The following is a 22,690-nucleotide window of genomic DNA, read 5'->3' as shown; positions in this document are numbered from 1 at the left end:
AGCAGGGACCACGCGGCGCCGGGGGCGAAAGGTGCTGGAGACGGAGGCTTCCCGTATGGCGACGCTGTCCGAACACCTGGCGGAGTTCGTGGTGACGGTGCGCTACGACGCCCTGCCGGACGCGGTCCGGGCCATGGCGCAGAAGACCGTCCTCGACTGGGCCGGGGCGGTCCTGGCGGGGGCGGCTCAGCCGCCAGCGGCGATGGCGCGGCGGGCGCTGCTGCCGCTGGGCGGCCGACCGGAGGCCGAGGTGGTGGCTACGGCCGCACGCACCGATGCCCTGCGGGCCGCGCTGCTCAACGGCCTGGCCGCCCACATCGTCGAAGTCGACGACCTCCACCGTCCCTCCACGACCCACGCCGGCGCGCCCGTGGTGGCCGCGGCGCTCGCGGCGGCGGAACGCGCAGGAGTCTCGGGACCGCGCCTGCTGGAGGCGGTGGTGGCGGGATTCGAGGTGGCGGTGCGCGTCGCCGAGGCCGTGAACCCTTCCCACTATCGCTTCTGGCACACCACGGCCACCTGCGGGACCTTCGGCGCGGCGGCCGCGGCGGCCAAGGTCCTGGGGCTGGGCCCGCGGGACACCGCGCAGGCCCTCGGTTCGGCGGGGACGATGGCCGCGGGGCTGTGGGAGTTCCTGCGGGACGGCGCCATGTCCAAGCACCTCCACGCCGGGCACGCGGCCCACGACGGCCTGCTGGCCGCGCTGCTGGCCCGCGAAGGCTTCACGGGCGCGCGGGCCATCCTGGAGGGGGAGCAGGGGTTCTTCCGGGCCATGGCCGCCGAGGCCGATCCCGGCCGCGTCACCGACCGCCTGGGCGAGCGGTTCGCCATCACCGAAAACAGCTTCAAGCTCTTTCCCTGCTGCGGCCACACGCACGGCGCCATCGTCGCCGCCCTTGAGGTCCGGTCGCGCGGCGGGGTGGACCTGCCGGTGATCGACGAGGTGCGGGTAGCAACCTACAGTGCAGCCCTCCAGGTTACGGGCAACCCCGACCCGCAGACGCCCTACCAGGCGAAGTTCAGCCTCCCCTACACGGTGGCGGCGGCGCTGCGCTGGGGGCGGGTGGGGCTCGGGGAGTTCGAGCCGGCGGCGCTGGCGGACCCGGAGGTGCGCGGTCTGCTGGGGCGCGTGCGTGTGGCGGTCGACCCCGCCTTGGACGCGCGCTACCCGGCGGCCTGGCCGGCCCGCGTCACCGTGCGCCTGAAGGGCGGGCCCACCCACAGCGCGCTCGTGGAGCAGGCCCCGGGAGAGGACGGCGCGGCGGTGCCCTACGAGGCGCTGGCGGCGAAGTTCCGCGACCTGCTCGCGTGGGCCGTCGGGCAGGTGGGAGCGCAACCGGCTGAGGACCCCGGGGGGACGCTCGCCGCCGACGCGCTGCGCGAGCGCTACGCGGCCGTCCCCGAGGCGGTGCGGCAGCTGGCCGCCGTGGAGCGCCTGGGACCCGGGGCGCTGTGGGGCGCAGGCCGGGGCGCAGGCCAGGGCGCAGGTGTGACGTCGCCCACCCGCGGCTGACCGTGGCCGAGCCCTTCCGCCTCACCGAGGAGCAGCAACTCATCCGCGACTCGGTGCGCCGCCTCTGCCAGCAGTTCCCGGACGCCTACTGGCGGGAGCTCGACCGCACCCAGGCCTACCCCGAGGCCTTCGTCGAGGCCCTCACCCGCGCGGGGTGGCTGGCCATCCTCATCCCGGAGCGCTACGGCGGGGGCGGGCTCGGCATCACCGAAGCCTCCATCGTCCTGGAGGAGATCAACCGCTCCGGCGGCAACGCCGCAGCCTGCCACGCGCAGATGTACATCATGGGGACGCTGCTGCGCCACGGCAGCGAGGCCCTGCAGCGCACCTACCTGCCGCGCATCGCCTCCGGCGAGCTGCGGCTGCAGGCCTTCGCCGTCACCGAGCCGGCGGCCGGATCGGAGACCACCCGCATCCAGACGCGCGCGGAACGGCGCGGCGACCGCTACGTCGTGCACGGCCAGAAGGTCTTCATCTCCCGCGCCGAGCACTCCGACCTGATGCTGCTGCTCGCCCGCACCACCCCCTGCGAGGCGGTGGCCGACAAGACGCGCGGGCTCTCCCTCTTCCTGGTGGACCTGCGGGCGGCGGTGGCGCAGGGCACGGTCCAGATCCGGCCCATCCGCACCATGCTCAACCACCACACCACCGAGCTCTTCATCACCGACCTGGAGGTGCCGGCCGACCACCTGGTCGGGGAGGAGGGGATGGGCTTCCGCTACCTCATCGACGGGTGGAACGCCGAGCGCATCCTCCTGGCCGCGGAGTGCATCGGCGACGGGCGGTGGTTCATCGACCGCGCGACCGCTTACGCGCGGGAGCGGGTGGTCTTCGGGCGGCCCATCGGGGCGTACCAGGGGGTGCAGTTCCCCCTGGCCCGCGCCTACGCCCGGGTGGCGGCGGCGGACCTGATGCGCTGGCAGGCCGCGACGAAGTTCGACCGCGGGGAGCGGTGCGGCGCCGAGGCCAACATGGCCAAGCTGCTGGCCGCGGAGGCCTCCTGGGAGGCGGCCAACGTCTGCCTGGACACGTTCGGGGGCTACGGGTTCGCCGCAGACTACGACGTCGAGCGCAAGTTCCGGGAGACGCGGCTGTACAAGGTGGCGCCGGTGACGGACAACCTGGTCCTGGCCTACCTGGGGCACAACGTCCTCGGGCTGCCCCGGTCCTACTGAGCCGCATCACAACGGAGATATGTCGTTGTCAGGGAAGGAGGGACGGCGCATGGCGGCGCGGCGCGCGCGGCGGGAAGGGCGCTACTTCGAGGACTTCGCCGTGGGGGACGTCTACGAGCACCCCTATGGCCGCACCGTCACCGAGGCGGACAACATCTGGTTCAGCGCCCTCACCCTGAACGCCAACCCCCTCCACATCGACTACGCCTACGCCGCCCAGACGGAGTTCGGGCGGCCGCTGGTGAACAGCGCCTTCACGCTGGCGCTGGTGGTCGGCCTCTCCGTCGAGGACATCAGCGAGAACGCGGTGGCCAACCTCGGGTGGGACCGGGTGCGCCTGCCCCACCCGGTCTTCGTCGGCGACACCATCTACGCTGAGAGCGAGGTCCTGGAGACGCGGCCCTCCCGCTCCCGCCCGCACGCGGGCATCGTGCGGTTCCGGACGCGCGGGTACAACCAGGAAGGGACGGTGGTCATCGAGTTCGAGCGCACCGTAATGGTCTACCGGCGGGGCGCCTCGCCTCGCGGCCTTCGCCCGCGGCCGCGCCCCTCGCCCCCCGAGGCCCCCTCCACCGCACCTGCGCAGGACGACCCGTCCCCGCGCTAGTGGTGTACCGTGGAACCGGACCGGCGGCCGCTGCATGCCGCCGCAAGGCTTCGCGCGAGCGCCTGCCTCCTGGGCCTGTGCAGGCGGCCGGTCGGCGATCGAGGAGCCGTGATGCGTTTCCGGGTTGGTGAATCGCACGTCCGCACCGTGGGATCCCGAGGAGCCCGCGCCCGCGGGGTGGCGGCGGCCGCCCTCGCGGTCGGGCTGGCGGCGCTGACGTCGTGGAGCTGCGCACCCTCCGGCGCGACGCCCCGCCGCGTCAGTGTCGTCGCCACCTACTCCGTCATCGCCGACCTGGCCCGCCAGGTGGCCGGCGACCGGGCGGAGGTCCACGCCCTGGTGCCCGTGGGCACCGACCCCCACACCTACGAGCCGCGGCCAGGCGACGCCCGCCGACTGGCCGAGGCGGACCTGGTCCTCTACAACGGCCTGAACCTGGAGCTGTGGTTCGACCGGTTCGTGCGCGGCTCCGGCACGCGGGCGCGCATCGTCGTCGCCTCCGACCGCGTGACGCCCATCCTGATCCAGGACCCGCTGAGCCGGTTCCAGGGCGCTCCCGATCCCCACGCCTGGCTGGACGTGCAGAACGTGATCCGCCACTACGTGCCCACCATTCGCGATGCCCTGATCGCCACGGACCCCCAGGGCGCAGCGGCCTACCGCGCCCAGGCCGAGCGCTACCTGGCCGAGCTGCGGGCGCTGGATGCCTGGATCCGCCAGCGGGTGACAGCGATCCCGCCGGAGCGACGCAAGCTGGTGACCACCGAGAACGCCCTCCACTACTTCGCCGCCCGCTACGGCTTCGAGGTGGTGGGCTGGATCTACACCCTGGCCCCGGAGTCCGAGCCGCCGGCACGGCGTATCGTAGAGCTGGTGGAGCGGATCCGGCGCGAGCGCGTCCCCGCGCTCTTCGTCGATCTGACCCTGAACCCGCGGCTCATGGAGCGGCTGAGTCAGGAGACCGGCGTGCCCATTCGCGGCGCGCTCTACATCGACTCCCTGGGACGGCCGGGGAGCGGCGCGGACACCTACGTCGGGATGATGCGGGCCAACGTGGAGCTCCTCGTCGCCGGGCTGGGCGGTGGGCGGCCGTGACCCCGGCAGGAGCCACGGCGCCCGCAGGGACTGCCGCCCCGGCCGTCGAGGTCACCAACCTCAGCGTGACCTACGACAGCCACCCGGTGTTGCTCGGGGTCAGCCTGCAGGTCGGGCCGGGAGAGGTGGTGGGCGTGGTCGGCCCCAACGGGGCCGGGAAGTCGACCCTCTTCCGGGCGCTGGTGGGGCTGGTGCCGCTGACCACGGGGACGGTGCGGTTGCTCGGCGGCCCCGTGGAGCAGGGGCGGCGCTGGGTGGCTTACCTGCCCCAGCGCGAGGCGCTGGACTGGGACTTCCCCGTGGTGGTCTGGGACGCCGTCCTGATGGGCCGCTTCCCGCACCTGCCCTGGGGCCGGCGGCCGGGGGCGGCCGACCGGGCCGTGGCCGCGCGCGCCCTGGAGGCGCTGGGCATCGCCGACCTGCGGGACCGGCACATCGGCGAGCTCTCGGGCGGCCAGCAGCAGCGCGTCCTGCTGGCGCGGGCCCTGGCCCAGGAGGCCCGGGTGCTGCTGCTGGACGAGCCCTTCATCGGCGTGGACGCCGCCACCGAGGCGACGATCCTGGCGCTGCTGCCGCGCCTGCGCACGGAGGGCCGCACGGTGCTGGTGGTGGACCACGACCTGGTGCGCGTGCGGGAGACGTACGACCGCGTCCTGCTGCTGAACCAGCGCCTCGTGGCGGCGGGACCGCCGGGGGCGGTCCTCACCGAGGACCTCCTGCGCGCCACCTACGGCGGCCGCCTGGCGCCGCTTGAGGCGATGGTCGGCGCCGAGGGGACGGGGAGCGGATCGTGAGCGTGCTGCAGGAGCTCGCCACCGCGCTGGGCTACGCCTTCGTCCGGCAGGCGCTGCTGGCGGCGGTGGTGGTGGGGACCGTCTGTGCGGTCATGGGCAGCTTCCTGCTGGTGCGGCGGTGGGCGCTGCTCGGCGACGCCATCTCCCACGCCGTCCTCCCCGGCGTGGCCCTCGCCTTCCTGCTGGGGTGGCCGTACGTCGTGGGCGCGCTGGTGACCGGGCTGCTCACGGCGCTGGGGATCGGGGTGGTGGAGCGCCACACCCGGCTGAAGCAGGACGCGGCCATGGGGCTGCTCTTCATCACCGCCTTCGCCCTCGGTCTGGCCATCATCAGCCGCATCCGCAGTCCGGTCGACCTCTTCCACGTCCTCTTCGGCAACGTCCTGGCGGTCAGCCGCGGCGACCTGGTGCTCACCGCGGTGAGCGGGGCGGTGGTCGTGGGCACCATCGCCCTCCTCTACAAGGAGCTGCTGCTGTGGGCCTTCGACCCGGTGATGGCCGAGAGCGTGGGGCTCCCGGTGCGCCGCCTCCACTACCTCATGCTCCTGCTGACCTCGCTGACCATCGTGGCCGCGCTCCAGGCGGTGGGGATCGTGCTGGTGGTGGCCATGCTCATCGCGCCGCCGGCCACCGCGGCCATGTTCAGCGACCGGCTCCACCGGCTGATCCTGGGGGCGGTGCTGGTCGGCGTCCTCACCGCGGTGACGGGGTTCTGGCTCGCCTACGTCCTCGACATCGCCTCCGGAGCGACGATGGTCCTGGTGGGGGCCGGGCTCTTTGCAGTGGCCGCTCTCTTCGCGCCGCGGCGCGGTGTGGTGGTGCGCGCGCTGCGGCGGCGGCGCGCCGCGGCCCAGGCCCGCCTGGACGACTACCTCAAGGCCCTCTTCGCCGAAGACGCCCGGGCCACGTCGGTGGCCGTCCTGGCGGCACGGGTGCGCGACTCCGCCGAGGGCGCCATCGCCGTGGTGCGGCAGCTGGCCCGTCTGGGGCTCGTCACGGAGACGCCGGAAGGGGTGCGGCTCACGCCGGCGGGCCGCCGCGCCGCGGCCCAGCGCGTGCGCACCCACCGCCTGTGGGAGCGGTTCCTGGTGGACCGCGCCGGCATGCCCTGGGACCAGGTGCACCAGGCCGCGGACCGGCTGGAGCACGTCGCCCCGCGGCGCCTGACCGAGGAGCTGGCCCGCACGGTGGGGCCGCAGGCCACCGACCCGCATGGCGCGCCGATCCCCACCGCCGAAGGCGAGGTGGCCCGCCCGGCCGAGGAGCACCTCCTCTCGGAGCTGCAGCCGGAGCAGGCGGGCACGGTGACGCGCGTGGAAGACGAGGACCCCGAGGTGCTGCGGCTGCTCGAGGCGACGGGGCTGGTACCGGGGCGGCGCGTGCGGCTGGTCAGGGCGGAGCCCGACGGCGTGCGCGTGGCGGTGGGCGACGGGGAGATCGCCATCCCGCGGCGCGTGGCGCGCAGCGTCTACGTGATGCCCGGACGCTGACCCGCCGTCGGACTCCGCCGCCGCCCGCCATCGGGCGACCACCCGATCGCCCGCTCCCGGCCCTCCCGCGCCGGTCGGTGGAAGCCCTCAGACGGGAACCCAGGCCCGCCTCGGTTCCGATGCCGATGGACAATCCACTCACCAACCGATGACGCGGGGCCTGCCCCGACGGCTATGGATAGGCGTGAGGCGGGCTGCCGCCGGGGGCTCATCCCGGCTGGCGAGCAGGTCGGAGGGAGCGATGACACAGCGCGCTCGGGGGATTCGTCTTCTGGCCGTCGCGGCGGTCGTGGCGCTGGCGGCGGCGGGGTCGGCCTGGGATGTCCCCGCCAGCGGTGCGGTACCGTCCGTGGTACAGGCCGTGCTGACCTCGCCGCCGACGGTCCCCCCGCCGGTGCGGCGGGGGCCGGCGAAGGTCCTCGTGACCTTGGAGACCACCGAGGTCACCGGGGTCCTGGCCGACGGCGTCCGGTACCCGTTCTGGACCTTCGGCGGCACGGTCCCCGGTCCCATGATCCGGGTCCGGGTGGGCGACGAGATCGAGCTCCGCCTCCGGAACAGCCCACGCAGCAAGCAGATCCACTCCATCGACCTGCACGCGGTCACCGGCCCCGGAGGCGGCGCCGTCCTGACGCAGGTCGCGCCCGGCCGGGAGGCGGCGTTTCGCTGGAAGGCCCTCAACCCGGGCCTGTACGTCTACCACTGCGCGTCGCCGCACATCCCGACGCACGTCGCCAACGGCATGTACGGCCTGATCCTGGTGGAGCCCGCGGGAGGGCTGCCGCGCGTGGACCGCGAGTACTACGTCATGCAGGGTGAGTTCTACACCCGGGGCGTCTTCGGCACGCAGGGCCTTCAGGCCTACGCCTCGGACAAGGCCAGAGCCGGCCAGGCCGAGTACGTGGTGTTCAACGGTCGGGTGGGGGCCCTGGCGGGCAAGGGAGCCTTGACCGCGCGGGTGGGCGAGCGCCTCCGCCTCTTCGTGGGGAACGGCGGCCCCAACCTGGTCTCCGCCTTCCACGTCATCGGCGAGATCTTCGACCGGGTCTACCTCGAGGGTGGGATCGGCGGGACGCCCACCGCCAACGTCCAGACGACGCTCATCCCGCCCGGGGGCGCGGCCATCGTCGAGTTCACCGTGGAGGTCCCGGGGACGTACCTGCTGGTCGACCACAGCATCTTCCGCATCGACCGGGGTGCCGTGGGCACACTGACCGTCCGGGGCCGGGGCAGGCCGGGCATCTTCGAGACCCTGCCCTGAGGGCGGATCCCTCGTCAGGTCGTGCTGTGAACACGGAGGGAGCTAGCGGGCCCGCACCCAGGCGTGCAGGGGGTCGTCCCGGTAGGCCAGGCCGCGTTCCTCGCCCGCCAGCGCCCACAGGTAGTAGAGCCGGTACCCCGGCGCGGCGGCCGAGGGGTGGTAGCCGAAGGGGATGAGGACCACGTCCCCGTCCTGCACCCGGTAGGCCACGTCCAGGTTGCGTTCGGCGCTGTAGACCACCTGCACCCCGAACCCGTGCGGCGGGTCCACCTTGAAGTAGTAGAGCTCCTCCAGCGGGAGCTCACGGCCGGGCACCCGCTCGTCGTGCTTGTGGGGCGGGTAGCTCGACCACTCCCCGGGGTCGGTGAAGGTCTCGCCCACCAGCAGCCGCCGCGCCGCCACGCCGTCGGTCACCACGTCGTGCACCTGCCGCCGGTAGCCGGGGGCGCCGCGCTGCTCCACCCGGACCGCCTCGGGCGTGACCACCACCGTCGGCGGCTCCTCGCGCTCCGCAGCCACCTCCTCCTTGACGGGAGTGCGCAGGACCACCGCCTCGGCGCTCCCCACCGCCTCCACCTGCAGGATGCGCCGGGGCGGCACGTAGACGGCGCTGGCCCGGTCCTGGAAGACGCTGCGCCGGGGCCCGATCTGGCGTCCGCTCACGTAGGGACCGCCGAGGGCCAGCGTCCCGGTGAGCAGCACCAGGACCGCTTCCTCCGCTTCGGTGACGAGGCGGTAGCTTTTGCCGGCATCGAGGCGCAGCAGGCCCAGGGAGAGGAAGCGCAGGTCCTTGCCCGCCGTGACGACGGGCGTGAAGCCGGGGCGCTGCGGTGGCCGCAGGTGCAGCGTGGAGACCAGGTCGTCACCTCCCGCCGGCGGAGGTCGGCGCTCCACCCCCGCCCCGGACCGTCTTACTGCCGAGGTACGCCGCCTGCACCGCAGGGTCCTGGCGGATCGCCGCGGGAGGCGGCTACCGCCCGGTACGGTGCTCACGCGCCGGGCGCCGGCGGCGGATCGCCGCCAGGACCTGCGCGTAGGGGTCTGTCTGGGGCCGGCGCTGCCGGATGGTGGCCAGGGCGCCCTCGAAGGGTTCCCCCAGCACCCAGTGGAGGTAGGCCAGCGCCACCGACGGGGAGCGGCTCACTCCGGCAGTGCAGTGCAGGTAGACCCGGTGGCCGCTTTGGAACAGCCGGGTGAGCTCCGCCACCGCCTCGTCGAGCCGCTCGATGAGGGCCTCCGGCGAGAAGTCCTCCACCGGGATGTTGCGCCAGACGAGACCCAGGGCGCGGGCCCAGCCTTCCACCTCCTCCCGGCGCAGCCCCAGCGCGTCCAGGTCGCGCGGGGTCTGCAGGCTCAGGACGGCGGTGATGCCCGTCGCGTCCTTCAGCAACGCCAGGTCCGTGGCGGACCGGGGCGCGGTGCCGATGTAGAGGTCCGGCGTGATGCGGGCCACGTCCGACTCGACGGCCCGGGAGAGGTCCTGCGGGTCGGCCGGCTCCACCCGGTGGATCTTCATGCGCGGGCCTCGCCGTCCGCGGCCCCGCCGTGGGCGCGCGGGCCAGCGGCGAAGCGGGCGATGCGGAAGAGCCCGATGTCGTGCGCCGTGCGGCCTTCCAGGGCCAGGTCGGCCAGGATCTCGCCGACCACCGGCGCGAACTTGAAGCCGTGGCCGGAGAACCCGCAGGCCACCACCACGTTCGGGTGGTCGGGGTGGGAGTCGATGACGAAGTGGGCGTCCGGCGTCATCGTGTACAGGCAGGTGGTGACGTCGAGGAGCCGCCCGTCCGCCGCCGGCATGTAGCGGCGGACGAACGCCTCGCGCAGCGCCTCGACCTCCCGGGGGTCGACCTCGCGGCGGACCGTCTCCGCCGTCGTCGGCGCCCCGGCGGTGACGTGCTCGGCGATCTTCACCCCGCTGTCCCCGAGTTGCGGAAAGCCGTAGTAGAGGCGCTCGCCCACCATCCAGATGTAGATCGGGCAGCGCTCCGGGGCGAAGGCCTCCGGCAGGGCCGCCGGGCGGAACCAGGGCACCACCTGCCGCTGCACGGTGAGCTCGAGCCCCAGCTCGGCCAGCAGGTGCGGCGCCCACGGGCCCGGGGTGAGGACCAGGAGGCCGGCCTCGTAGTCCCCCCGCGCCGTGCGCACGGCCACCCCGGTGGGCCCGGCCGCCCAGGTGAGCACCGGCTCCTCGTGGTGCAGCTCCGCGCCGGCTCGCGCCGCCTCCTGCAGGGCGGCCAGGATGGCTTCCTCGGGGAAGAGCACGCCGGCCCGCGGTTCCAGCACCCCCGCCATCTCGTCGTCCGGCTGGAAGACGGGGAAGCGCCGCCGCACCTCCCTGCCGTCGAGGAGCTCGTGGGCAAGCCCGTGGGTGCGGGCGCTGGCCAGGGCCCCCCGCACCAGCACGCTCTCGGGCCGCCCCAGCATGATGCCGCCGGTGGTCAGGAGGAGGAGGCGGCCGCAGGCGCGCTCCAACTCGGCCCACAGCTCGTAGGCGCGCTGCACCAGCGGGACGTAGGCGGGGTGTTCGAAGTAGGCTTCCCGGATGATGCGCGAGCGGCCGTGAGAGGCGCCGCGGTCGTGAGCGGGCGGGTATCGGTCGAGCCCCAGCACCCGCCGGCCGCGGCGCGCCAGCTGCCAGGCCGCCGCGCTGCCCATGGCCCCCAAACCCAGGACGATGGCATCGTAGAGCATTGTTTCCCTCTTCGGCGGTGGCCAGCGCGGCCCTCTTGTCGACCGGGCCTGCAGGCGTGGAATGGTGACGATTCGGGTATACCAGCATGGTAGAATTGCTCGTCAACAGGACGACCGTGGTGCGCCTGCGCCGCCAGGCGCGGGCCTGGGGGTGAGACTGCCGGTGGCGGGGTGGGCTCCCGGCCATCTCTCCAGGAGGTGAGCGCATGCGCGTCCCGCGGTTGCTCCTTGCCTTCGTGGCCGTCGCGGTCGCGGCGGCGCTGTCGGTCCTGCCGGTGGTGGCCGGCGGTCCGGCCGCCGACCGTCCCGTCCAGGTGCCCGCCCCGATCGACCCTGAGGCTGCGTTGCGCCAGGCCGCCGCCTCCGGCGGTCCGGTCAAGGTGGTCGTGCGGCTGAGCGACGCGCCCGTCGCCGCCCGCTTCGGCCCCACGCCACGGCTGGACCTCGCGCGGGGCGACGTGCAGGCCTACGCCCGCCAGCTGGCGGACCGGCAGCAGGTCGTCCTGAGCCGCATCCAGGCGGTCGCCCCCGGGGCGCGGGTGCTCCAGCGCTTCAGCCTGACGCTGAACGGGTTCGCGCTCGTCGTCCCGGGCAGCGCCATCCCCGCCCTGCGACGCGTGCCCGGGGTGGCCGGGGTCACCGTCGCCCGGGAGTTCCGCCCGGTGATGAACGTCAGCCTGCCGCTCATCAACGCCAGCGCCCTGTGGAACGACCTGGGGGGCGCCCGGCGCGCCGGCGAGGGCATCCGCATCGGCGTCATCGACACCGGGATCGACATCCGCAACCCCTGCTTCGGCGACAAGGGGTACCAGGCCCCGGCGGGGTTCCCGCGCACCGACAACCCGGAGAACGCGGCCTTCGTGAACAACAAGGTCATCGTGGCGCGCGCCTACCCGGCCGAGGGGCCGGACAGCGCGCGCGACACCCACGGCCACGGCAGCCACGTCGCCGGGACGGCGGCGTGCAACCACCGCACCCGGGCGACCTTCCAGGGGGTGCGCTTCGAGATCAGCGGCGTGGCCCCGCGCGCCTTCCTGGGCAACTACAACGTCTTCCCCAACGAGGCGGAGTCCGCGAGCGACGAGCAGATCATCGCAGCCATCGAGGACGCCGTGCGCGACGGCATGCACGTCATCAACATGAGCCTGGGGGGCGCGGCCCTGCCCAACGTCGCCGACCCGCTGGTGGAGGCCACCAACAACGCGGCGCGTGCCGGCGTGGTGCCGGCGGTGGCGGCCGGCAACTCCGGTCCGGGCGCGCAGACCATCACCTCGCCGGGGACGGCCCCCGGGGCCATCACGGCCGGCGCCAGCACGAACCCGCACTTCGTCGGCCAGCCGGTCTCGGTCACGGCGCCGGCCAACCCGCCCGCCGACCTGCAGAACTTCGGCGGGGCGGCGGGGGACTTCCGGACGTACGACACGCAGACCGAAGCCCTCTACGCCTGGTGGGCCGGGACCACCGACAGCCCCGGCACGGCCTGCACGGCCACCGATCCCACACCGGCAGTCTCCGTCAGGGGGAAGATCGCGCTGATCGCCCGTGGGGCGTGCACCTTCACCGAGAAGATCACCAACGCGCAGAACGCGGGCGCCGTCGGGGTGCTCATCTACAACAACGTCGCCGGCGACCCCGTGGCCATGGGGCACGCCGGGGGTCCGCTCCCCACGATCCCCGCGCTGATGGTGGCGCGGGACAAGGGGGTGGGGATGCGGGAGTGGTTCCAGAGCCACCAGGACACAGCCGCGGTACGGGTGGACCCCACCTTCGCGGAGTTCCTCACCCCCAACGCCGACATCATCGCCGGCTTCAGCTCGCGGGGCCCCACACCCTTCGACTTGCACATCAAGCCGGACGTGGCCGCCCCCGGCGTGAACATCCTCTCGGCGATCAACCAGCCCGCCGGCTTCGCCTTCTTCCAGGGGACGAGCATGGCCACGCCCCACGTCGCCGGGGCGTCGGCCCTGCTGCGCCAGAAGTTTCCCACCTGGCACGTCGACCAGATCAAGTCCGCCCTGGTGAACACCGGGAAGCGGCCGGTCTTCGACCACGTCCTGGGCACCCGGCCCACCGGCGTGATGACCCGCGGCGGCGGGCGCATCGACCTGGCCCGGGCGCGGGACCCGCGGGCCACCGCCCGGCCCGCCCACGTGAACTTCGGCGTGGTGGCGATCGGGCAGCACGAGGAGGTGGTAACCCTCACCGGCGTCGGCGCGGGCGGGTCGTGGAGCGTGACGGTCACCGGTCCCTTCCGTCCCGACGGCTCGCCCGCGGCGGGGGTGACGGTGAGCGTCCAGGCAGCGTCCATCACGCTGGCCCCCGGGGCCTTCGCCGACCTGCGCGTCACCGCCCGGGTGGCCATCGGGGCCCGCGGGCAGTACGAGGGGGACATCGTGCTCACCGGCACGACCACCCTGCGCATCCCCTACTGGCTCAGCGTCGGCCCGCCGTAGTCAGGCGGCAGGCGGCGATGACGGAGGGGCCGGCCGCACCGGGGGCCGGCCCCTCATCACTCCTGGCCGGGTCCCCGGCCACTTGGTGCGGCACCCCGCCGCCCCGCCGATCCAAGAGGGACCGGCCTCGCCCGGGGCGAAGTGCCGAGCGTTCCTCCACGACATCGCCCCCAGGAGGCCCGATGACGACTCCTCCGGCCCGTCCCTGGCATGAATTCCGCACACGCATCGCCCTGGCCATCGCTGCCGTCTCGGTGCTCGGCGCCGTGGCCGCCTGGCACGCCGCGGTCACCGCCAGCGCCGCTACGGACCTGGACCAGCAGGCGGTGCAGGAGCGGCTGCGCTACGAGCTGCGCCTGCTGGAGCAGGAGGGCATCGTCAACCAGGACCTGCGCTTTGCCGTCCGCTACCAGGAGCACCTGAAGGCCTGGCGGCTGCTCCGCCGGGCGGCGGCGGAGGCGCGGGCGACCCCGCCGTTGGCCCGGGCCCTCGACACCCAGGCCCACGCCGAGCTGGCCCTGGCCCGCGCGCTGCGCCCCTACTTCCGCGGTGCGCAGGTCAGCTTCGGCGACGGCGACGGGACCTTCTCGTACGACCGGGCCTACGTGTTGCGCCAGAACCTGGCGCACGACAGCGTGCTGGCTGAACTGCGCCCCGACGCGCTCCGCGTCCAGGCGGAGCGCGCCCATCTGCGGGCGTGGTGGCTGGTCGGCGTCGTCACCCTCTTCGTCGCCGCCCTGGTCCTGCTGACCCTGGCCGAGCTGGGCGGCGCCCGGGTGCGCGGCCTCTTCGCCCGGACCGGGACGGGGCTGGCCGGCGTGGCGCTCGTCCTCTGGGGCGTGGTGGGGACGGTGACGCGGTGAGTCGCCCGCCGGACCGCATCGAGCTGCCGGACCCGGACGAGGTGCGCGAGCCCTTCGCCCGGTTCCTGGCCATCTTCATCGTCGTCACGACCTTCCTCGGCGCCCTGGTCGGCTTCCAGGAGAGCTATGCGGAGATGCGCGCCGACCGGGCGGCGGTGGAGGCGCAGGACCTGGGCGTGCGCGCGGTGGGGGAGCTGCTGCGGGCGCAGGACCTGGCCAACGTCCACCTGGAGACCTACGCGCTCGTGGACGAGCAGCGCGCCCGGGAGGCGAACGCCCGCCTGCAGATGGTCGCGCAGGACGTCACCACCCCGGGCCAGCCGCGTGACACGTTCCTGCGGACGATGGCCCGGTCGCGCGCGCTGGCTGCCCGCACGGCGGAGCTGACCGACATCCGCCTGACCGGGCCGGAGGGCCCGCTCCGGGACGCTGCGTTCCCCCACCGGTTCTTCGTGCAGCGCCTGGCCCGCCGGCACGAGCTGCTGGCGCTCCAGGACGCCGCCAACGAGGAGGACGCGGCCTGGCGCCGTCAGGCCAACACCTACGCGGCGGCGCTCACGGCCTTCGCCGTGGCCGTCTACCTGGCCGGCCTCTCCCTGACCCTGCGCACCGGCGTGACGCGCCTGCTGGCCGGGGTGGCGGTGGGGCTCGTCGCCGTGGGGACGGTGCTGGCCGGGCTGGCCGCGGCCGCGCCGCCGCGCCGCGCCCCGGCCGCCGCGGCCCGTGCCTACGCCGAGGGGATGGTGGGCCACGCCCTGGCCACGACCCCCGCCGCCTACCTGGAGGCACGGGCCCACTTCGACGAGGCCATCCGGCTGCGCCCCACCTTCGCCCGCGCCTACCTGGACCGGGCGCGGGCGTCCTTCCGGAGCGGCTCACCGCAGACGATGGGGATGCTGAGCGTCACGGGGCCGAACGAGTTGCGCGCCTCGACAGCCGACCTGCTGCGGGCCTACGACCTGGGCCTGCGGTCGACCCCGGTCATGCACAACCTGGGGTTCGAGTTCTTCCTCCAGGCCCTCCTCCCCGGGGCCGACCGGGCCGCGCTGCTGGCGCGCAGCGTGCGCTTCGCGCAGGAGGCGCTGCGCCTGGCGCCCGACGACCCCATCCTCCACTACAACCTGGGCGTCGCACTGCTGGCGGCCGGGCGCACCGGTGCGGCCGAGGCCGCCTACACCTCGGCGGTGGAGGCCACCCGCGTCCTGCGCGTCCAGGGACCCGACGGTCCGCGCGAGGAGCCGCGCGGCAGCGGCTACCGCCGCTCCGCCGTGGCGGGAGCACTCACCGACCTGGAGATCCTCCTGCGGGCGCGCCCCGACCTGGGGGTCGAGGTGCGGCGGATGAAGGAGTTCATCGTGCGCTCGGTGTGGCCGCCCGACGCCGCCGCCCGGGGGGCGGAGGTGCGCGTGGCCGACCTGCGCGTCCACCTCTTCCCCGCCACCCTGCAGTGGATCGGCCGGCTCGAGGGCTACGATCCGGACCGGGACACGCTCTTCGTGCAGTGGTACCACCTCGATCCCGGTGGGCGGGGCTGGTCGGGGCTGCACCGCGTCTCGGGCGCCGTACGCCCTCGCGTCAACCGCCGGGGGGAGTACTTTTGGGAGGTGCACTACCTACCGGCCACCTCGCCGCCTCGCTGTCTGCCAGCGGGGCGCTACCGGGTGGAACTGTACGGCAACGGCCGTCTGGCCGGGACGGCCGAGGCGGCGGCGGAGGATGCCACTTTCGAGGGGGCGGCCCTGCCCGACCTGAACCTGGCCCTCTGTCGCCCGGTGGGGTGGGAGCGCTGGAGACGGTCCACGTTCGGGTTCGCCGGCGGGTACGTGAGCCCGGAGGGGACGCGTGGGGCGCTGCTCTTCCGCTACCACCCGCCGCTCGCCCTCGCCGCTGGCGCGGGCCAGCCGCAGGTCACCGCGGCGCACGTGGCAGCGACGCTGCGCATCCTCACGGCTGCCGGCGTCTTCCCGGCGCAGCCGGCGTTCGTCCGGCCTAGCCGCACTTCTTACTTCCTGGGGATCGGGGCCGTCACCAAGGGGTGGTACGCCTACGGGGCCGGGAGCGAGCGGGGCCAAGTCTACGTGGGGGCCGGACTGCACCCCGAAGACGGTGCGGTCCTGGTAGGGCTGGTCTTCGGCCCGGAGGACTACTTCCGGACGCCCGAGCCGCTGCGGATCTTCGAGTCCTTCATCGTCCTGGAGTCCTACCGCTAGCGGGATCGGGCGGTCACGGCCCCGGCCGCGCCGGCGCACCCGCCGCCCGGATGGCGTCGCGGACGATCTCGACGATGCGGTCCACCTGCGCCTCGGTGACCACCAGCGGCGGCGCCAGCAGCAGGGTGTCGCCGATGGGGTACTCCCCTGCGCTCCCCACCCGGATGCGCGTGAGCAGCCCCCGCCGGCGGGCTTCCGCCAGCACGCGCGTGCCGTAGCCCAGCGCCGGCGCCTTGGTGGCCCGGTCGGCGACGAATTCCACCCCGCACATGAGCCCGAGCCCGCGCACCTCCCCCACCGCCTGCAGGTCCGCCAGCGCGCTGCGCAGGCCCTCCAGCAGGCGGTGGCCCATCACCGCCGCCCGCTCCACCAGGCCCTCCCGCTCGTAGAGCTCCAGCGCCCGCACCCCCACCGCACAGCACGTCGGGTGGGCGGAGTAGGTGGCGGCGTGCATGAACCGCTCCGCCGGCGGGGCTTCCAGGATCGCCCGGTGAATGGCCCGCGAGACCATCACGCCACCGAGCGGCAGGTACGCGCTCGTCACCCCCTTGGCGAAGGTGACGAGGTCGGGCTGCACGCCCCAGTGGTCGAGGGCGAACCAGCGCCCCGTGCGGCCGAAGCCGGTGATGATCTCGTCGGCGATGAGGAGGACCTCGTAGCGGTCGCACACCTGGCGCAGGCGCGGGAAGTAGTCCGGCGGCGGGACGATCACCCCGCCCGCTCCCATGACCGGCTCGGCGATGACGGCGGCGACGGTCTCCGGCCCCTCGCGCTCGATGGCCTCGGCCACGGCGTCCGCCGCCTGCCCCGGGTGGCGGTAGGGGTAGGGCGGGGTGACGTGCACGAAGCCCGGGACGGTGGGGCGGAACATCGTGTGGTAGGCGGGGATGCCGGTGGCCGACATCGCCGCCAGGGTGACGCCGTGGTAGGCGTGCCAGCGCGCAATGACCTTGGTCTTCTCCGGCCGCCCCCGACGTCGCCAGTAGTAGCGGGCGATCTTGAAGGCGCTCTCGTTGGACTCCGCACCGCCGGTGGTGAAGTACACCCCGGAGAGGTTGGGGTAGGCCAGGCGGATCAGGCGCCCGGCCAGGCGCGCCGCCGGCGCGTTCGTCAGGCCGACGTAGGCGGAGGCGTAGGCCAGGCGGCGCATCTGCTCAGAGGCCGCCTCGGCCAGCTCCGGCCGCCCGTGCCCCAGGTTGACGTTCCACAGCGAGGAGAGGCCGTCCAGGTACTCGCGCCCCTGGGCGTCGCGCAGGACGGCGCCGCTGCCCTCGGTGAGGAGCAGCGGGGCCTCGTGCTCCTGGGGGTGGTGGAGCGGGTGGATCAGGTGGGCCTGGTCGGCTTCGAGCAGCGCTGCGGCGTCGTGGCTTGTGGCGGTGTCGTCGGGCATCGCGACAGGGGTCCTCCTGGGTGGGGATATGTGCGACGAGGAGGAGTCTTAGGCACACGACCCAGGAAGACCTGCGGAGGCGGGCGAAGAGTGCGTACACCGCGGGCGAGGGCGTCCGGAAGAGGAGCGGCGCGAACATCACCCACAGCCCCACCAGGGCGTTGGCCCAGGGCGCCCAGCGGCGGCCGGTGAGCGTGAGCACGGCGAGGACGATCACCAGGGCGCCGCTCAGCATGTCGCTCCACGCCAGGGCCGCGCGCGGGTAGGCCAGGGCGGAGGGGGCGGCGAGCAGCCAGGCGCCCAGGGTCGTCACGGCGACGTGCACCCAGCGCTCGCCCACCACCATGCCGGTCATCAGCGGGTCGGGGAGCGCCTGCGGCGAAGGCTGCGGCCCGCGCAGCCGCACGACCTCCCGGTACAGCGCGGCCTCCTGGCGCAGCACCTGCTCGGGCAGCTCGCGCACCAGCGCCTCGTCCTCCTGCATCGGGCGCATCATGGCGACGTGCCCCCGCGGGTCGGTCTCCATCAGGCGCTGGGCCTCGTCGTCCCGGGCGAGCTGGCGGGCGAGCTCACGGCGTAGCGCCGGCTCAGGCGCCGGGCGACGGCGTAGCCCAGGTAGCCGCTGCTGCCGGTGACCAGGACCGTGTCCGGTCTGCCGCGCAGGTCGTTGTCCACTGCTCAGGTTCTTACCCGGCCGGAACCACCGAAATGGTGACCCGCATCCCGGCGTCCTCGTGGCCAGGGACCGTACAGACCGCCTTGTGCCTTCCCGGCTTCGGTTCGCATTCCACCATCCCGAAGGACGAGTGCGGTGCGCGGGTGCATGGGGCGGAGCGGTATCATGAAACCTATCGTAGCATCGTTCGTCGGCAGGACCGAGAGGCCGTTCGTCCCGTGAAGCCTCACTTGTCGTCGGAGGAGGTTACAATGCGCCACCGCTTCGTCATCTGCTCCCTCCTCGTGGCCATCCTGATGGCGGCCTGCGCCACCGGGCAGGGCGGGTCAGCGGGCTTCGTGTACGCTCGCTACGCCATCGAGGAGCTGGATCTGCCCGACGAAGAGAAGCAGGACATCGTGGCCTGCCCCGCCGACCCGCGCCGTTCGCAGGCGGCCTACCTGGTGACCCGGCGCGGCGAGGTCTACGCCCTGACCCCAATCCATGCTCAGTGGACGCACACGCTGATCGCGCGGGTGGCGGGGGACCGTGCCCGCATCGCCTGCGGGGACGCCTGGCCGGGCAACGGCCCGATCCCGGAGCTCTACCTCAGCGCCGGCCGTCGTCTGGTCATGCTCGCTTGGCGCGGGGGATCCTGGCTCTCCCCTCTGGTCCTGCACGAGGCTGCCTCCCTCGTGCGCGTGAGGGCGGCGGTCGGTGATGTCGACCCGCGATGGCCGGGGAGCGAGGTGTACGTGTCGGCGGGCGGCCTGGTGCAGCTCTCCTGGAACGGGCGGACCTGGCGCACCGACACCCTGCCTGGCGCTCCGGGGGACATCGCCGTGGGGGACGCCGACCACGGCCTCACCGGACCGGAACTGTACGTCAGCGGCCCGGGGCGGACCGACCAGCTCTGGTTCGGCCGCGGATGGGTCCGCCGGCGTATCGCGCCGGTGGGGACGGGAGTGCCCCAGAACGCGATCGTGGTGGGCGACGCGGACCCAACGTCCCCAGGCCAGGAAGTGGTCCTGAACTGGCACGCGACGGACGTCCGTGGACGTGTCTGGCTCCTGGCCCGTCATCCCGAAGGCTGGCGCAGCGAGCTGGTCTTCGCGGTCGGCGAGGGGACGCCCTGGACGCTCCACCACCTCCACGCCCTGGCCATCGAGGACTTCGACCCGGCGGTGCCGGGACGGGAGATCCTCATGGCCTGGAGCCCGGTGACACACCGGCCGGGGCGGATTTCGCTCTTCGCCAGGCGTGGCCAGCGCTGGGAGCACCAGCTGCTCTGGCAGGACCTCGACGAGGCACACGGGATCGCCATCCTCAGCCTCCCACCTGGGATGCGCCGGGCGCTCGTCGCGGTGGGCCACCCCCGCGACGGGGTCCTGCTCAGGATCCGGTAGCCGAAGGGATCAGCTCAGCCCTGCAGCACCTGCGTCCAGGAGGAGGATGAGCAGCGTCGCAGGCAGGATCCTCATGGCGTCGCGCCTTTCCTCAGCAGGCGCTCGACGTGCTCGGTGAGCCACTCCTCGGTGACGGCGCCCACGTGCTTGGCGACGATGACCCCCTGCGGGTCGATGACGAAGGTCTCGGGCACGCCGTAGACGCCGAAGTCGATGGAGATCCGCCCGAGCGGGTCGGGGCCGTTGGGGAAGGTCAGCCCGAACCGGCGGATGAACTGGCGGGCCGGGGCCTCCTGGTCCTGGATGTTCACGCCCACGACCACCACCCCGCGCTCCCGGTACCGCTCCCAGACGCGCTGCAGGCGGGGCGCCTCCTCGTAGCAGGCGGGGTAGCACCACGACGCCCAGAAGTTCACCACCACGATCCGGCCTCGCAGGCGTGGGGTCTCCAGTGTCCCGCCCTCGAAGAGGCGCAGGGTGAACGCCGGCGCGGGCCGGCCGATGAGGGGCGAGGGGATGGCGCGCGGGTCGCGCGTAAAGCCGAAGGCGAAGAGAGCGCCGACGACGGCGGTGACGGCCAGCGCGATCAGGAAGGCTCTTGCACGCATCGGTTCCCCCATGACAGTACCACCTGCCGGGAGGCTGCGCCGTGGCGAGGGCAGCCCCGCGGGTGCGGCGCCGGTGCGGCCCTCCCGGACCATCGCCGCGCGCGTGTGAGCCGTCGCTCCCGCTACGCGCCTCTGCTACCCTGTCAGCCGTGGGTCAGATGCAGGGAGCACCACTCGACGCGACCGCCCGGACGGCGCGGCTCAGCGCGGACGACCGGCAGTTGCGTCGCGCAGGCCGCCGCGCGTTGCTGGCGACTGCCGCCGTCACTGCGGTCCTTTACGCCGTCCTGGGCTACGCCCTCACCCTGCACCGGCCGCTCGCCCCGGGCCCGGCGGTGGCCGCGTTCCTGGCGGCGGCGCCCACCGTCATCGCCCTGGTCAACGCCACCGCGCTGGTCTGCCTGCTGCGAGGGTACCGGGCCATCCGGGCGCACCGGGTCGCCACCCACCGCCGCGCCATGCTGGCGGCCGCGGCCTGCATCACCGCCTTCCTCGTCCTCTACGTGGCCCGCGTGGGGCTCGGCGGGGTGAAGCCCTTCCCGGGCCCGGCGGCCGTGCGCACCTACGTCTACCTCCCGGTGCTGACGGTGCACATCGTGCTCTCCATCCTGTCCGTGCCGCTCGTCATCTACAACCTGCTGGTGGGCCTGACCTTCGACCTGCGCGACGTGCCCCGTTCCGCGCACGTCCGGGTGGGCCGGCTGGCCGTCCTGCTCTGGTCGGTCAGCCTGACGCTCGGCATCGTCGTCTACGTGATGCTGAACGTGCTCTACTGAGCCCGCTCTCCCGGGCCGGCTCGACCGCCTGCCGCGGAGCCAGCCCCCCTCGGCCGCTCTGCTCGCCCGTCCGCTCGCGCTGCTGAGCCGCCGCTACGGCTCCAGGCGGATGGCTACCATCTGGATGTTCGTCATCTCCTCCATGGCGTAGCGCACGCCCTCGCGGCCGATGCCGCTGCGGCGGTTGCCGCCGTAGGGCATGTGGTCGGCGCGGAAGGCCGGGGTGTCGTTCACGACCACCCCGCCGAAGTTGAGCCGCCGGATCGCCTGGAAGACCCGCCCCAGGTCGCGGGTGAAGACCGCCGCCTGGAGGCCGTACTCGGTGGCGTCGGCCTGGCGCAGCGCCTCCTCGAAGTCGTCGGCGGCGATGACCGAGGCCACGGGCGCGAACGCCTCCTGGGCCACCACCTTCATCTCCGGCCGGACGTCGGTGAGGACGGTGGGCCAGACCACGGCGCCCTCGCGCCGGCCGCCGGTGACGACGCGGGCGCCGCCCTGCAGGGCTTCGGTGATCCAGGCCTCGATGCGCTCGGCCTCGCGCCGGTCGATCATCGGGCCCACGTCCACCCGCTCGTCCAGCGGGTCGCCCACCACCATCGCCTCGCTGGCTTGGACGAAGCGGTCGAGGAAGGGCTCGTAGACACGGCGCTCGGTGTAGATGCGCTGCACGGAGATGCACACCTGACCGGAGTTGTAGTAGGCGCCCACGGCGCAGCGCCGGGCCACGTACTCCAGGTCGGCGTCCGGGGCGATGATCACCGGCGAGGTGTTGCCGAGCTCCAGCGTCACCTTCTTCAGCCCGGCCAGCCGGGTGATGCGCTCCCCCACGGCGGGGCTGCCGGTGAAGGTCACCTTGGCCACCCGGGGGTCGGTGACGAGCCACTCCCCCACCGTCCCGCCGGGGCCGTGCACCAGGTTGAGCGCCCCGGCGGGCAGCCCGGCCTCCTCCAGGACCCGGCAGAGGCGGACCGCGGTGAGGGGCGTGGCGCCGGCCGGCTTCAGCACCACCGTGTTGCCCGCCGCCAGGGCCGGGGCCACCTTGTGGGCCACCAGGTTCAGCGGGAAGTTGAAGGGCGTGATGGCGGCGATGACCCCCACCGGGCGGCGCACCCAGAAGCCGAAGTAGCCCTCGCCGGCGGGGACGGCGTCCAGGGGGACCGTCTCCCCGTGCAGCCGGCGGGCTTCTTCGGCGGCGATGGTGAAGGTGGTGATCCCCCGGTCCACCTCGATGCGGGCGTACTTCAGCGCCTTGCCCGCCTCGGCGGCGATGGTGCGGGCGAACCCCTCCCGGTCGGCGGCGATCAGCTCGGCGGCGCGCCGGAGGATCGCGGCGCGGCGGTGGACCGGCATCTCCGCCATGACGGGCGCCGCCCGCTGGGCCGCCTCCACCGCGGCCTCGACGTCCTCCCGCCGGGCCACGGGCAGGGTGCCCAGCACCTCGCCGGTGTACTTGTTCCGCACCTCATCGGGCGCACCGCCGTCCACCCACCGGCCGCCGATGAAGAGTCGGTACTCCACGGGAGCCTGCGTGCGCTCCACGGACGTCACCTCCCGCACTCTGGTCTGTCTCGATCATAGCCCGGCGTGCCCACCCCAGGGACTCACAGAGGGCGCGACGGCCGTCACCACGCGGGCGATCACTCGCCGCGGGGGCATGGGTGATGCCTGAAAACGGGGAGCCTTGAGGCGCGCGCAGCTCTTCG

The 22,690-nt window shown here is 73.9% G+C and carries 19 protein-coding genes; 12 read left to right on the top strand and 7 right to left on the bottom strand.

Translation table 11 applies throughout. The features are described 5' to 3' along the window. The first annotated feature begins 55 nt into the window (after positions 1-55). The 7 genes from RB146_03405 (at position 56) to nirK (ending at position 7,935) form a co-directional block, all read left to right on the top strand. A complete protein-coding gene (locus RB146_03405) occupies positions 56-1,513 on the top strand; it encodes an MmgE/PrpD family protein (GenBank protein MDQ7828027.1) in 1,458 nt (485 codons plus the stop codon). A 2-nt stretch (positions 1,514-1,515) separates the two neighbouring features. Then, entirely contained in the window at positions 1,516-2,688 is a 1,173-nt protein-coding gene (locus tag RB146_03400; GenBank protein ID MDQ7828026.1) for an acyl-CoA dehydrogenase family protein, read from the top strand. Positions 2,689-2,737: 49 nt separating this feature from the next. Beyond that, complete coding sequence (locus RB146_03395; GenBank protein ID MDQ7828025.1) at positions 2,738-3,295, top strand: MaoC family dehydratase; 558 nt, start codon at positions 2,738-2,740, stop codon at positions 3,293-3,295. A gap of 147 nt (positions 3,296-3,442) precedes the next feature. Further along, positions 3,443-4,390, top strand: a complete 948-nt coding sequence (locus tag RB146_03390) for a metal ABC transporter substrate-binding protein (protein ID MDQ7828024.1) — start codon at positions 3,443-3,445, stop codon at positions 4,388-4,390. After that, on the top strand, positions 4,387-5,184 hold the full coding sequence (locus tag RB146_03385) for a metal ABC transporter ATP-binding protein (GenBank protein ID MDQ7828023.1): 798 nt from the start codon (positions 4,387-4,389) through the stop codon (positions 5,182-5,184). Before RB146_03390 ends, RB146_03385 begins: the two co-directional genes overlap by 4 nt. After that, a complete protein-coding gene (locus RB146_03380) occupies positions 5,181-6,674 on the top strand; it encodes a metal ABC transporter permease (GenBank protein MDQ7828022.1) in 1,494 nt (497 codons plus the stop codon). The genes RB146_03385 and RB146_03380 overlap by 4 nt, the downstream gene beginning before the upstream one ends. A 241-nt stretch (positions 6,675-6,915) precedes the next feature. After that, on the top strand, positions 6,916-7,935 hold the full coding sequence (gene nirK, locus RB146_03375; protein MDQ7828021.1) for a copper-containing nitrite reductase: 1,020 nt from the start codon (positions 6,916-6,918) through the stop codon (positions 7,933-7,935). Between the two features lie 42 nt (positions 7,936-7,977). On the opposite strand, the gene iolB is transcribed toward nirK, so the two are convergent. From iolB to solA, 3 genes are all read right to left on the bottom strand, one after another. Then, entirely contained in the window at positions 7,978-8,829 is an 852-nt protein-coding gene (gene iolB, locus RB146_03370) for a 5-deoxy-glucuronate isomerase (protein MDQ7828020.1), read from the bottom strand. 76 nt (positions 8,830-8,905) lie between these two features. Beyond that, complete coding sequence (locus tag RB146_03365; GenBank protein ID MDQ7828019.1) at positions 8,906-9,451, bottom strand: dual specificity protein phosphatase family protein; 546 nt, start codon at positions 9,449-9,451, stop codon at positions 8,906-8,908. After that, on the bottom strand, positions 9,448-10,626 hold the full coding sequence (gene solA / locus RB146_03360; GenBank protein ID MDQ7828018.1) for an N-methyl-L-tryptophan oxidase: 1,179 nt from the start codon (positions 10,624-10,626) through the stop codon (positions 9,448-9,450). The genes RB146_03365 and solA overlap by 4 nt, the downstream gene beginning before the upstream one ends. Positions 10,627-10,832: 206 nt before the next feature. Between solA and RB146_03355 the strand changes: the two genes are divergently transcribed. The 3 genes from RB146_03355 (at position 10,833) to RB146_03345 (ending at position 16,152) form a co-directional block, all read left to right on the top strand. Continuing rightward, positions 10,833-13,079 (top strand): S8 family serine peptidase, encoded by a 2,247-nt coding sequence (locus tag RB146_03355; protein MDQ7828017.1) that lies wholly within the window; start codon positions 10,833-10,835, stop codon positions 13,077-13,079. A 182-nt stretch (positions 13,080-13,261) separates the two neighbouring features. Then, a complete protein-coding gene (locus RB146_03350; protein ID MDQ7828016.1) occupies positions 13,262-13,942 on the top strand; it encodes a hypothetical protein in 681 nt (226 codons plus the stop codon). After that, on the top strand, positions 13,939-16,152 hold the full coding sequence (locus tag RB146_03345) for a tetratricopeptide repeat protein (protein ID MDQ7828015.1): 2,214 nt from the start codon (positions 13,939-13,941) through the stop codon (positions 16,150-16,152). The genes RB146_03350 and RB146_03345 overlap by 4 nt, the downstream gene beginning before the upstream one ends. Positions 16,153-16,165: 13 nt before the next feature. Here RB146_03345 and RB146_03340 read toward each other — a convergent pair whose 3' ends face one another. Together RB146_03340 and RB146_03335 are read right to left on the bottom strand one after the other, a co-directional pair. Next, complete coding sequence (locus tag RB146_03340; protein ID MDQ7828014.1) at positions 16,166-17,542, bottom strand: aspartate aminotransferase family protein; 1,377 nt, start codon at positions 17,540-17,542, stop codon at positions 16,166-16,168. 525 nt (positions 17,543-18,067) lie between these two features. After that, on the bottom strand, positions 18,068-18,217 hold the full coding sequence (locus RB146_03335) for a hypothetical protein (protein MDQ7828013.1): 150 nt from the start codon (positions 18,215-18,217) through the stop codon (positions 18,068-18,070). A gap of 252 nt (positions 18,218-18,469) precedes the next feature. On the opposite strand from RB146_03335, the gene RB146_03330 reads away from it, so the two are divergent. Continuing rightward, positions 18,470-19,603 carry a hypothetical protein gene (locus RB146_03330; GenBank protein ID MDQ7828012.1) on the top strand — a complete coding sequence of 378 codons (1,134 nt, stop codon included), beginning with the start codon at positions 18,470-18,472 and terminating at the stop codon, positions 19,601-19,603. A 71-nt stretch (positions 19,604-19,674) separates the two neighbouring features. Here the strand turns inward: RB146_03330 and RB146_03325 are convergent, their stop codons facing one another. After that, positions 19,675-20,211 carry a redoxin domain-containing protein gene (locus RB146_03325; GenBank protein ID MDQ7828011.1) on the bottom strand — a complete coding sequence of 179 codons (537 nt, stop codon included), beginning with the start codon at positions 20,209-20,211 and terminating at the stop codon, positions 19,675-19,677. 221 nt (positions 20,212-20,432) lie between these two features. Here RB146_03325 and RB146_03320 point away from each other — a divergent pair, with 221 nt between their 5' ends. Further along, complete coding sequence (locus tag RB146_03320; GenBank protein MDQ7828010.1) at positions 20,433-20,987, top strand: DUF420 domain-containing protein; 555 nt, start codon at positions 20,433-20,435, stop codon at positions 20,985-20,987. A 93-nt stretch (positions 20,988-21,080) separates the two neighbouring features. Here the strand turns inward: RB146_03320 and RB146_03315 are convergent, their stop codons facing one another. Beyond that, positions 21,081-22,526, bottom strand: a complete 1,446-nt coding sequence (locus RB146_03315) for an aldehyde dehydrogenase family protein (GenBank protein ID MDQ7828009.1) — start codon at positions 22,524-22,526, stop codon at positions 21,081-21,083. Positions 22,527-22,690 lie beyond the last annotated feature (164 nt).

The sequence above is a fragment of the Armatimonadota bacterium genome, from assembly GCA_031081585.1.
GTDB lineage: Bacteria > Sysuimicrobiota > Sysuimicrobiia > Sysuimicrobiales > Humicultoraceae > Geohabitans > Geohabitans tengchongensis.
The sequence above is the reverse complement of the archived record's forward strand: the minus strand, read 5'-3'. Positions and strand labels throughout refer to the sequence as shown.

Coding starts and splice junctions, on each gene's coding strand:
- RB146_03405 (MDQ7828027.1), top strand. CDS start 56: ATGGCGACGCTGTCCGAACACCTGGCGGAGTTCGTGGTGACGGTGCGC.
- RB146_03395 (MDQ7828025.1), top strand. CDS start 2,738: ATGGCGGCGCGGCGCGCGCGGCGGGAAGGGCGCTACTTCGAGGACTTC.
- nirK (MDQ7828021.1), top strand. CDS start 6,916: ATGACACAGCGCGCTCGGGGGATTCGTCTTCTGGCCGTCGCGGCGGTC.
- RB146_03365 (MDQ7828019.1), bottom strand. CDS start 9,451: ATGAAGATCCACCGGGTGGAGCCGGCCGACCCGCAGGACCTCTCCCGG.
- solA (MDQ7828018.1), bottom strand. CDS start 10,626: ATGCTCTACGATGCCATCGTCCTGGGTTTGGGGGCCATGGGCAGCGCG.
- RB146_03355 (MDQ7828017.1), top strand. CDS start 10,833: ATGCGCGTCCCGCGGTTGCTCCTTGCCTTCGTGGCCGTCGCGGTCGCG.
- RB146_03350 (MDQ7828016.1), top strand. CDS start 13,262: ATGACGACTCCTCCGGCCCGTCCCTGGCATGAATTCCGCACACGCATC.
- RB146_03340 (MDQ7828014.1), bottom strand. CDS start 17,542: ATGCCCGACGACACCGCCACAAGCCACGACGCCGCAGCGCTGCTCGAA.
- RB146_03330 (MDQ7828012.1), top strand. CDS start 18,470: ATGCGCCACCGCTTCGTCATCTGCTCCCTCCTCGTGGCCATCCTGATG.
- RB146_03325 (MDQ7828011.1), bottom strand. CDS start 20,211: ATGCGTGCAAGAGCCTTCCTGATCGCGCTGGCCGTCACCGCCGTCGTC.